The 8,501-nt window shown below is 44.5% G+C and carries 8 protein-coding genes and 2 rRNA genes; 1 reads left to right on the top strand and 9 read right to left on the bottom strand.

Annotated features, from left to right (window positions below; genetic code table 11):
- Positions 1–135: 135 nt before the first annotated feature.
- Complete coding sequence (locus tag BM243_RS04595; RefSeq protein WP_074910955.1) at positions 136–759, top strand: hypothetical protein; 624 nt, start codon at positions 136–138, stop codon at positions 757–759.
- A 103-nt stretch (positions 760–862) separates the two neighbouring features.
- Here BM243_RS04595 and BM243_RS04590 read toward each other — a convergent pair whose 3' ends face one another.
- The 9 genes from BM243_RS04590 to BM243_RS04545 all read right to left on the bottom strand — a co-directional run.
- The gene (locus tag BM243_RS04590; RefSeq protein WP_074910954.1) at positions 863–1,324 is read right to left on the bottom strand and encodes a hypothetical protein; all 462 of its coding nucleotides are present in this window, start codon (positions 1,322–1,324) and stop codon (positions 863–865) included.
- A gap of 14 nt (positions 1,325–1,338) precedes the next feature.
- Positions 1,339–2,253 (bottom strand): diacylglycerol/lipid kinase family protein, encoded by a 915-nt coding sequence (locus BM243_RS04585; RefSeq protein WP_083422620.1) that lies wholly within the window; start codon positions 2,251–2,253, stop codon positions 1,339–1,341.
- Positions 2,254–2,435: 182 nt separating this feature from the next.
- On the bottom strand, positions 2,436–3,917 hold the full coding sequence (locus BM243_RS04580) for a hypothetical protein (RefSeq protein WP_074910952.1): 1,482 nt from the start codon (positions 3,915–3,917) through the stop codon (positions 2,436–2,438).
- A 1-nt stretch (position 3,918) separates the two neighbouring features.
- The gene (locus BM243_RS04575; protein WP_083422619.1) at positions 3,919–5,316 is read right to left on the bottom strand and encodes a sensor histidine kinase; all 1,398 of its coding nucleotides are present in this window, start codon (positions 5,314–5,316) and stop codon (positions 3,919–3,921) included.
- A gap of 24 nt (positions 5,317–5,340) precedes the next feature.
- Complete coding sequence (locus BM243_RS04570; protein WP_031576377.1) at positions 5,341–6,030, bottom strand: response regulator transcription factor; 690 nt, start codon at positions 6,028–6,030, stop codon at positions 5,341–5,343.
- A 42-nt stretch (positions 6,031–6,072) separates the two neighbouring features.
- Entirely contained in the window at positions 6,073–7,041 is a 969-nt protein-coding gene (locus tag BM243_RS04565) for a polysaccharide deacetylase family protein (protein WP_083422618.1), read from the bottom strand.
- A 220-nt stretch (positions 7,042–7,261) separates the two neighbouring features.
- Positions 7,262–7,873, bottom strand: coding sequence for a histidine phosphatase family protein (locus BM243_RS04555; RefSeq protein ID WP_074910949.1), 612 nt, complete (start codon positions 7,871–7,873; stop codon positions 7,262–7,264).
- 111 nt (positions 7,874–7,984) lie between these two features.
- Positions 7,985–8,102, bottom strand: a 5S ribosomal RNA gene (gene rrf / locus BM243_RS04550).
- 73 nt (positions 8,103–8,175) lie between these two features.
- A 23S ribosomal RNA gene (locus BM243_RS04545) occupies positions 8,176–8,501 on the bottom strand; the annotation flags it as partial.

The raw sequence follows: 8,501 nt of genomic DNA, 5'->3' as shown, positions 1-8,501 counted from the left end.
GAAGAAAAGTTTTGACAAATTCTTTGACATAGACAGTACCTATCTTGTTAAATCAACGTCTAAGATATTTTCATTTTTTAACATGGTTTTAATTTTAACAGGATATTCTGTTAGCAAAGAAGGAGGTATGAAATCATGAGAAATAAAACATCATACTATATTGGCCTCATCCTGATTCTCATCGGTGGTGGCGCTCTTTACAACGCAATTTTCCTGAACGATCTTTTTTCCATGAGAAATATGTGGCCACTGTTCATTCTGCTCCCTGGACTGTTTCTGGAGATTGACTACTTTTCAAACTACAGGTACCGGGATGCCAGTGTGCTGATTCCTGGTGGTCTTCTGACACTCATCGGAGGATTTTTCCTGGTGAAAGAGTTTGTGCCCATTATGGATGGACTCACAAGCACCATTTTCATGGTGATTTTCGGCTTCTCTCTCCTGCAGTACTATTTGGCAAAACCAAAGGACAGAGGTATCCTAGTGATTTCCATCGCCCTGATTCTCGTTGGTTCTTTCCTCACCTACGGCAGATACCTGGGAGATTTCCCATACTGGTTCAACTTCTCCACAGTACGCGCGTTCCTGATCCTTCTCCTTGGCGTGTACCTGGTCTTCAGAACCTCCTCCAGGCCAAGAAAGCCAGATTCCACTTACCGTCCTAAAGAAGAGCCTCGAACCGGCACCAAAGAGACCAAGAATGTGAACGGATCCTATGAGGTCTATGAAAAACCGGATTCAGAAAACAAAGAGTCATAAATAGAAGAAGAGCGGAAGAACAAAAATGGCGTACCATAAATGTTCTTCCGCTCTTTATTATCTTTCTTCATCATAACTCGTCGCTCTCAGAAGAAATAATCTTCTACTCTTCTTCTTTCCAGGTCACTTCGTCAATAATGATTCCTTCAACCTTTTTTTCCTCATCATAGAAATGGGAGGCATCTCCATAAATCTTGGTCTCTTTGGTGATGATAGAATCCGCTTTCTCTTTGACCTGATCTTTTATCTTATGGATGTCCACCTTTTTCACGGCGTCTTTCACATCCTGGACCACACCATCCACTTTATCCCTCAGATCCTTCAGATCCTTCTCTTCAATGCGGACCTGCACCTTCTGAATATTCTCATCCACAAAGCGTTCTACCTGATCTCCCGCTTCCTGGCTCTTCTGTCTCATGGTTTTAATGGTTTTATAGGCAAAGGCGTCTTTCCCCATTTTCATGGCCAGAAGCCCCACGGCATCCCCTGACACATGAAGCACTTCACTGGTGATTTTTCCCAGGTTCTTCGCAAATTTCTCTCTTTTTGTATCCTTCTCTTCCATTGTTCTGCACTCCTTTAAAATGTATTTCTGGGTACAATAAACTTCACTTTTTTCTCTCCCATGACAAAATGAGCTTCCCGTCTAGCCTCCAGTTCTCCGTCAATGTTCACGAAGACAGGCTCATCACTGTAAAGATCAATCTTTTTGCCCCGAAGAAGGGTCACTTCCTCCAGTCCCATATGCTTTCCTGGAATGGCCTTTGGCAGAAACTTCATGATTTTTGCCCGGGTGATGTCTCTTACAAGAAGCACATCAAGAAGACCATCTTTATAGTCCGCCTCTGGTGCAATCTTAATGCCTCCACCATAGTACTTGGCGTTGGCGATGGCCACCATGAAGGCTTCCGTAAGGATCTCTTTGCCGTCCACCACAATCTTCAAAGAAAGATTCTGGAAATCTTTTGCCGTATCCACCACCGAAGCCAGATAAGCAAACTTATTGGGCAGGTACTTCATATTCTTCCATTTCTCCACGTTATTGACCACAGAAGCATCAAAGCCCATAGATGCGATGTTGATGAAGTATCTGCCATCTACCGAGGGCACATCAATCTCCTCCACCTGACCCAATACCGTATTCATAAGAATCCGTCTCCTGTCAAAGGTCTCTACAAGACTCTTGATGAAATCATTGCCGGAACCTCCTGGAATACATCCGAGAGATGAGCTTGAGCCCATCATGCCATTCAGCACCTCATTAAGTGTGCCATCTCCTCCCACAGCATAAATCCTGTAGTCTCCCATGGAGGAGTATTTTCTGGCAATCTGGGTTGCATGGCCTTCTTCTTTTGTGTAGACAATCTCATAGGAGATGTCCTGATATTTCAGTTTCAGCTCTTTAAAAAGTTTATGGATGGTGCCGGTCATCTTCATGGCGATGCCGTTTCCCGCCACCGGATTGACAATAAATAAATGTTTGATGTTTCCCATATGCTACCTCAATATCTTATCATTCTTAGTTTAATTGTATCTTATTCAGTGCGATTTGTTAATGAACTTCAGATTCCTTTAAGAACTGGATAAATCCTTTTCTTTCCTTCTATTATACGCTTTTTCATCACCACTGCTACAGAAAAAAGCTTCAGAAAGACAGTTCTTCCTGAAGCTTTTGGCTACGGTCTGTGATTTTGCACAAAAATGATTTTACTGCCTTCTTTGGCTGCCATATCGGTCCATCTTTTGACGAACTCGCCTCTTGCCCATTCTGCCATGATGATCTCTTCTTCTTCCTTGATTTCAATCACCTGGAGTGGTTCTTCCGTAAGTTCTCCGCCTAAAATCCGATACATCATGAGATATTTGGGTGTTCTCACCAGCATGAAGCTGTTTCCAGGTGCATTGAACGCATCCAGTGCCTGGGGTACCCTCTCCCGCACTTTAGACCAGGGAATGGTCAGCTCATCATAGGTCACAAGATTGATGTCCGCCCGCAGAGCGATGGGAACCTTTATGGAGTCATTTCCTAATTGGAATCTGGATTCCATCATCCAGTTTCCATGATGTCTTCTTAGAATGTAGCTGTCGATGAACTCCTCTGTCGCGGGGTTTGCCATAAGAGCTTCCTCCGTCTCATCGGTAGCCTGTATCAGAGAGCTTAAAAAAGCCTGCCTTCCTGACTCACCATAAAAGGTCTCAATGGGCACTGGCGTATACTCATTATACCCATCCACACCAATGGTCTTTCCTTCTGTCATCTCGCTTCTGTCATAAGAGTTTTCATCGGATGTAAGGATACTGATGTAATTGTTTCCCACAAACTCCACATCCACATACTCCGCAGGATAGTTGTACACAATCTCTTCCTTCACATTACTGGGCGTACCCGTGATGGCATAAATCTGAAGCCGTTCTTTTCCAGCTTCTTTCACAACCTCCATTTTCCAGAACTCTTTTCTTGGAAACAGGATGTTGTCAATCTCATAGACTTCCTGAATCTCGCCGTCGTTGGTGATCCAGAGGGTTCTATAGGAAGACTCTTCCGTCTCTTCGTTCCGTTCACCCCGAAGCCCCAGAAGAACGCCTGCTATGGGCTCATAATCCTGATCTTCCAGAAGCTCATTCTCCAGCTGGTTGGCTTTACCATCCACATAAGGCCCAAGCCCTTCCTGTGTAAACTCCGTCTTCACCAGGGTGATCAGATGATTGCCTTTGACAATGCCGATCTCATCCTCGTTCATACGAAAAACCTCATAGAAAGACTGTCCTTCACTGGTGATTCGCATAACTTCCATCTGATCATCCGTTAATTCAAATCTGTTGGGATCGGTCCTGAACTTCTCCACAAAATAATCGTAGGCATTCACAAGCTTAGCGATATACTGAGGGGAGTCTACCCTCTCCAGACCGATTCTTGCAGCTTCTTTTGTGAACTCTGCTGTGAAAGTCCGAAAACCTGTATCGTCCACAAACTTTCCTTCTTCCAGATGCTGCACTTTCTTAAATCGGTATTGCCCTTCCAGGGGATTGGTCACCTTCACTGGGGCCATGACGCTGGCACTGATTTCTGCAAGCCTGATTTTGCAGCCACTGAGGCAAAGGACCATCATAAAGACTGCTAAAATGATCATATTCTTTTTGACAATGTCCCTGCTCATGTTATTTCCCTCCGTTCGGAAGCCGTAACGTAACTTTTGTCCCCTCATTCAACTGACTTTCTATGATCAGTTCTCCACCATGCAAAAGAGCGATCTCATCACAGATGGACAGCCCTATACCGTTGGTGGAGTTGGAACTTTTACCTTTATAAAATTTCTCTTTTACCTTGGAGATATCCAATTCGGAAATACCGCTGCCGTCATCTTCCACAATGAACTCAATAAAGTTTCTGCTTCTATCCATGCGTAGCGTGATGTGCCCATCTTCCTTCGTAAACTTGAAGGAATTATCGATGAGATTGATGAATACCTGCTTCAATCTGTTGGGATCCACAAAGCAGGAACCCATATCGTCACCGATTTCTACCACGAAATTCTTCTTCTCCCGTTTAGCACGGTCATCGATGTTATGCTTTAAAAAGAGAAAAAGTTCTTTGATGTCTACCCAATCCTTCTCCAGTTCAATCTTACCCGACACAAACTTGGAAAAATCCAGAAGCTCATCCACCATGGACTTCAGTCTGTCACTCTCGTTGGAGATGATATCCAGCCCCTGTTGAAGAAGTTCCGTATCTGTCATAGGATCCTTCAGTGTCACCGCCCACCCTTTGATGGAGGTAAGAGGCGTTCTCAACTCATGGGACACAGAGGAGATGAAATCATTTTTCAGTTCTTCTTTCTTTCTGATTTCCTTGGCCATATAATTCAGAGTATCCGACAGTTTCCCGATCTCATCCTCGTGCATCTTTACGCTGACTACATTATAGTTGCCTGTGGCCATGATTTCTGCGGTCTTCGTCAGTTTGTCTATGGGCCTGATGAAGCGCTGTGCAATGACATTACTGATGAGAGTCGTCACTGTGACCACTGCAACACCAAAAACCGCCAGATACATTACTATGACGCCCATGGACTGCTGTACACCCCGTAAAGATGTAATGAACCTAAGCACCCCAACAATCTCTCCATTTGACACCAGAGGCATGGCTGCTGCCATGAGAGACTCCCCATTCTCCCCTCTGGTAAAGATGGTGGTTCCCTGCTGTCCATTCAGAGCCATTAGAATATCTTCTGAAGAAAGCGCTTGTTGTGGTCTGTTTCCTGTGGAGTCCAGAAGAACAACGCCATCCAGGCTGACTATTTGGACATGGCCTTCTGACTGCCTCCAAAACCCATCCTCATCATTGGCCACATTCTCTTCCAATGTGCTGTCCGCAAAATACCGTTCATAGATGTCTGTGGAAATAGACAGCTGGCTGTACAGTGTATCCCGGACATTATTGAGGAAATAGGCACGGAGAACACTGACCAGAGCCACATCTGTGATGATCAGCGTCAGTATGATGATGAGAAGATAGCTCAGTGAGAGCCTGGACCTGAGACTTTTAAACAGCTTCATGTATTGTAATTCCTACTTTCAAAATTAAACTTTTCTCCATCTGTATCCGGTGCCCCAGACTGTTTCAATATATTTGGGATCAGAAGCGTTGTCCTCCACCTTTGCGCGGAGTCTTCTCATGTTCACATCCACGATCTTGGGATCTCCAATGAAGTCATATCCCCACACCAGGTTCAGCAGCTCATCTCTTGAGAATGCTTTCCCCTCATTTTCAAGAAAAATCTTCATGATGGCAAACTCTTTTGGCGTCAGCTCCACATACTCATCATTTTTCTTCAAGGTCTGGGAATACTTATCCAGTGTGAACACCTGACTCTTCAGCAGGTGGTCATCCTCTTTGATGTTCTTTCCCTCCTCCAGTCTGCGGATCAGTGCTTTGGTCCTCAGAATGAACTCTGTTGGATTAAAGGGTTTAACCACATAGTCATCGGCTCCCCGTTCTAACCCTTCAATCTTGTCCATATCCTGACCTTTGGCTGTAAGCATGATGATCCCGATTTCCGGATGGGAGGATCGGATTCTTCTGCATACTTCAAAGCCGTCAATCCCTGGAAGCATCACATCCAGAATGGCTACCTGAGGCCTCTCCAGCTCTGTAAGACGCAGGGCATCCTCTCCAGTGCCAGCCTCAATGACGGTGAACCCGTTTCTTTCAAAATTAATTTTTAAAAATGCGCGAATACTTGCTTCATCTTCACAGAGAAGTATTTTCATCCTAATTCCTCCTTGAGTGCCTCATTTTAAAGGACACTTGCATTATTTCAAAATGGCGAATTTATATCCTTGGGCTTTCAGATCATCAATGATTTTAGGTAAAGACTCCACAGTCATTCCTTTGTTCTCTGCATCGTGCATCAGGATTACTATGACATCCTTCATTTTCGTATAAATCAGGGATTCCTGCACAAAGTTTGCCAGCGCTTCAGGATCCTTCGGCCTTCTGGAGGTGGGTTCTGAATCTCCATTCATCGAATTCCAGTCAATGTATTCGATGCCGTTCTCTGCAAGAAACGCATCCGCCTCTTCCGTACCTTTCCAGCTCATATGGCCTCCTGGATAACGGAACACATGGGACTTAAAGTTCTCTTTGCCTGTCACCTCTCGGATCTTATCCTGAAGCCTGTCAAGCTCTTCTTTCACATACTCCTTATCCACAGTCTTCCCAGGATAAAGCCTGTCGTACACATGGGTATAGCTATGAAGAGCCACTCCATGGCCTTCAGACAGAATACGGTTCAGGATGACCCCTGAATCTACAGTATTCTCGAGACTGGTGCCAATGGTAAAGAAGGTGGCAACTGCTTCCTTCTCTTTCAGCACATCCAGAATCTTTCCAGTATTGGTTGGGCTTGGTCCGTCATCAAAGGTCAGAAATGCAAGTTTCTCTCCGGTATAGGGCTCCATACTGGTGATCCAGTTCCTGACATCCTTGGTGCTGTATGCATAGTCTTTCGCTGCATAAATGTGGTTGGAATCTTCTACAAGATCGGAAGGATCAATCTGAACGACCACTTCCTCCACTGGAGTTTCAACAGGTTCCGGTTCAGCGATGACTGGTTTCTGGGAGGTGAAATGCTCTTCTCCAATGAGTTTGTAGATGACAACACCGATGGCTGCTCCGATCACCAGAATAAAGATCAGAAGTAATGGCCAGATTCTTGGTTTTCTTGTCCCTCTATAGTATCCATTACTGTTGCTTTTATTGAATATATCGTTTTTTCCCACTCTTTTTCCTCCAAATATATAGTTCCATTTTACGTTCAATTCTTTTTCATTTTGTTACAAAGTAGCTTCATTTTGTCTGAGATTCTGTTTGCTCTTCAGCTGAAAAACCTCTCTTCTTCCATTATAGCCTATGTGGATTTTTCTGCTAGGAAATCCCAAAAATTCACAGGAAAAAGAATACTCCTGCACCACAGAATATGGTTTAGGAGTATTGTGTGCTTTATTTCCGTTTGTAGGATAAATCACTGAATTTTCTCAGGCGAACCTGACCCTCTTTTTCTATGTTCATCTGACTTACTCCGCCAGAGAATCCCTGAAACCTCAGTTGATTCATGGTTTCCAACGGCAGTCCCAGAAGCATAGGATGAAGAATGCTGAGCGTATCACCGTGGGATACCAGAAAAACAGTTCTTTCTTCATTTTTCAGCACTTCATTGTAGAATTTTTCCAGTCTTCTCCAGAGATCTTGGCGGGATTCTGCATCGCTGAACATACGGTCCTCTACTTTTTCTTCTTGCATTTCCATATGTTTTCTCATCCAAAGGACCGATTTTCCAACGGCAGCCCCAAGATTCCTTTCTCTCAGCTCTTCCCTGAGATCTGGAACAAGACCAAAATAGCCCCCAATGAGATCGGCGGTCTGTTTTGCCCGTTTCAGATCAGAAGAATAAAGGACTGCCTTCTCTGAGGAAAGCTCTGCAAAAAGATTTTCTCCGATGAGGTCCGCCTCTCGTTTTCCCTTTTCTGTCAGATCCCAGTCTGTCCACGAGCCCACCATCCCGTTGGTATGATGAACCGATTCTGTATGCTGTATGGTTATGATTTTTCCCATTAACTTCCTCCCTGCTCTGTGCATGTGGATGAAAATGCCAATAGATCTATTATATAGGACACTTTATTTTTAAACAACAAAAAAGCCCTAAGCTTACGCTTAGAGCAGTGTAACTGGCGACGACCTACTTTCCCACAGGGCTTCCCCTGCAGTATCATGGGCTCCTTGAGGCTTAACCGTCGTGTTCGGAATGGGAACGGGTGTAACCCTCAGAGATATAGACACCAGATATGTGGTTTTAGAAAGATCTGCATCTTTCAAAACTGCATACAGAGATTGTAAAGAATTTAAGTTGTTCTTTTTTGATTAAGCCCTCGATCTATTAGTATGAGTAAGCTGAATACATTACTGCACTTACACCTCTCACCTATCAACCTCGTGTTCTTCAAGGGATCTTACTGACTTACGTCATGGGAAATCTTATCTTAGGGTAGGCTTCACGCTTAGATGCTTTCAGCGTTTATCCTGTCCCAACTTAGCTACCCAGCTATGCTCCTGGCGGAACAACTGGTGCACCAGAGGTTGGTCCATCCCGGTCCTCTCGTACTAAGGACAGCTCCCTTCAAATTTCCTACGCCCGCGACGGATAGGGACCGAACTGTCTCACGACGTTCTGAACCCAGCTCGC

It is taken from the genome of Proteiniclasticum ruminis (genome assembly GCF_900115135.1).
Classification (GTDB): domain Bacteria; phylum Bacillota; class Clostridia; order Clostridiales; family Clostridiaceae; genus Proteiniclasticum; species Proteiniclasticum ruminis_A.
The sequence above is the reverse complement of the archived record's forward strand: the minus strand, read 5'-3'. Positions and strand labels throughout refer to the sequence as shown.